This window comes from Dysgonomonas sp. GY75 (assembly GCF_015234155.1).
In the GTDB taxonomy this organism is placed as follows: domain Bacteria; phylum Bacteroidota; class Bacteroidia; order Bacteroidales; family Dysgonomonadaceae; genus Dysgonomonas; species Dysgonomonas gadei.
Map to the genome: position 1 here is coordinate 1 of NZ_JADCLQ010000071.1, position 1,916 is coordinate 1,916.

At 46.3% G+C, this 1,916-nt stretch carries 2 protein-coding genes; one reads left to right on the forward strand and one right to left on the reverse strand.

Annotation, left to right across the window (positions count from 1 at the left end; all coding sequences use genetic code 11):
* Window positions 1–358 (reverse strand): hypothetical protein (locus IR083_RS24395; RefSeq protein WP_194226248.1); only part of this gene is annotated, 358 nt, incomplete at its 3' end.
* A 384-nt stretch (window positions 359–742) separates the two neighbouring features.
* On the opposite strand from IR083_RS24395, the gene IR083_RS24400 reads away from it, so the two are divergent.
* Window positions 743–1,663, forward strand: a complete 921-nt coding sequence (locus IR083_RS24400; protein ID WP_194226249.1) for a helix-turn-helix domain-containing protein — start codon at window positions 743–745, stop codon at window positions 1,661–1,663.
* Window positions 1,664–1,916 lie beyond the last annotated feature (253 nt).

Consider the following 1,916-nt stretch of genomic DNA (forward strand, 5'->3'; position numbering starts at 1 on the left):
TAAAGTATTGTATATATTTATTTTTTATACACCCGGCAGCTTCCCCGCGGCACGTCAATGTCCGTCCTGCCGTCCACTCCCCTCCGGCCCGGCGGTGAATCCGGCTCCGGCCATCCCCGCAGAAGGGAGATAAAGGAGATGACGGCAAGGCGGCCATCAGGAATAATAATGTGCGTCTTGTAGTTAATGTCCAAGTTTGGAAAGCTTGGGTAGTATTGTTCACGTATGTGCGCAGGGATAAACCGCTTTCGGTACGAAAGAAAACCCGGCTCAGGGTCCGGTCTGCCCTGCGTCTTCCGCTTCCGGGAAATAGTAGTCCCCGCATATCCGTCTGTATCGTTTTTGTTAAACTTTTCATCTGTTGCCTTATTGCCTCTTGTTACTGTGTTCTGCGAATCAACCCCTCCTGAATGAACCAAAGGATGATCGACTGCCCCCTGTTTCCGGATCGTTCGAACCTATACCATCCATCCGTTAAATTATCTGACACTTACCAAGTGCCGGATAAGCCCGGAAAGGAATTTTAACGCATTAGATATTAACACATTAACTTATATAAAATAAAAATTAAAGCAGGCTTATGATACAAATTGTTAAACATGCGGGCCTCCACCGGCAGGAAAACGGGGAGGCAGGCACCTGTTAACTTATTGGCAACCAATCGTTTCTTAGGATTGAAACTGACTTTACACAGCAAAAGCATCATTAAACATAGATTAAACATGCTCAAAACCAATTGAATATGGAATTATTACACCTTAACGAACACATTTCCTGCCGGACTTGCCTGAACTGCGACAAAGGCGCAAACCCGTCCATTGAAATAAAACAAGCCGGCAAAGGCGTCCTGCTCACCGAGCAATCCGTGCAGCATATCATTATCTTCCTGCTCGAGGGGGAGGTCACCTACTCCTTCGGGATGTACCATAACTGCAGGATGCGCAGCGGACAGGCGCTTTACCTGCCCGCGGACTATAACCTGAGTTACAGGGCCGAAGCCGGGGCCCGCCTCCTGTTCATACGCCTCGACTGCAAGCTGCAGTTCTGCGACTGCTACAGACTGGAGGACCTGGTAAATTGGACGTTGGAAATGCAGGCGCCTTTGGATATGGGAACGGATTCCCCTTACCTGCTGGAAATGAACGGGGCGCTGAAAAGCTATGCGGATATGCTGGTGTACTGTATATCAAAGGAGCTGTGCTGCAGGTATTATAATGAGATGAAGATAAATGAGCTGCTCTACCTGTTCGGGGAGTTTTATACGCGGGAGGAACTTGCGCTGTTTTTCAGCGAAGCCCTTAGCCGCGACGCGGGATTCTCACATTATGTGATGAACAATTACCACAAATACCACTCCCTTTCCGAACTGGCCGTTTCCATGGATATGTCCCTGTCAGGACTGGAGAAGCGTTTCAGGAAGGTGTTCAATACCTCCGGATACAAATGGATGAACGACCATAAGACTAAAAAGATATTCCATGCCCTCTGCGCGGGGGACAAGTCGCTAAACGAGTTGCGAGCCGAATTCGGCTTCGCATCAAAGGCTTCTTTCAACCGCTACTGTAAGCAGCATCTGGGCAATCCTCCGGGTGCGATCAGGCACTTGAACCGCGCCGGTTATGAAATAGGTAATACAAGTAGAAAAATGGGTAACTATATCTGACGCAAATTTGATAAAATAACGTTTACTTTTGCATATGTTTATATGCGTTAAACAAACAGGTTCCGGCACTTGGTAAGTGTCAGGTGTTCAGACTAAACAGTAAAATTAACGCAAAATGTTCAGTTTTGTGTGATCCGGCTCCAAATTAGCCCCTCTTTTCCGCTTTTCAGTTAAAATATGATTGCAAATATAAAATAAATATTTTATATTCAGGTAGAAACAAAAAAAAATCTGCCGCTATATAAATACAGCA

Excerpts from the sequence above, each read along its gene's own strand:
- IR083_RS24400 (WP_194226249.1), top strand. The coding sequence starts at position 743 with ATGGAATTATTACACCTTAACGAACACATTTCCTGCCGGACTTGCCTG.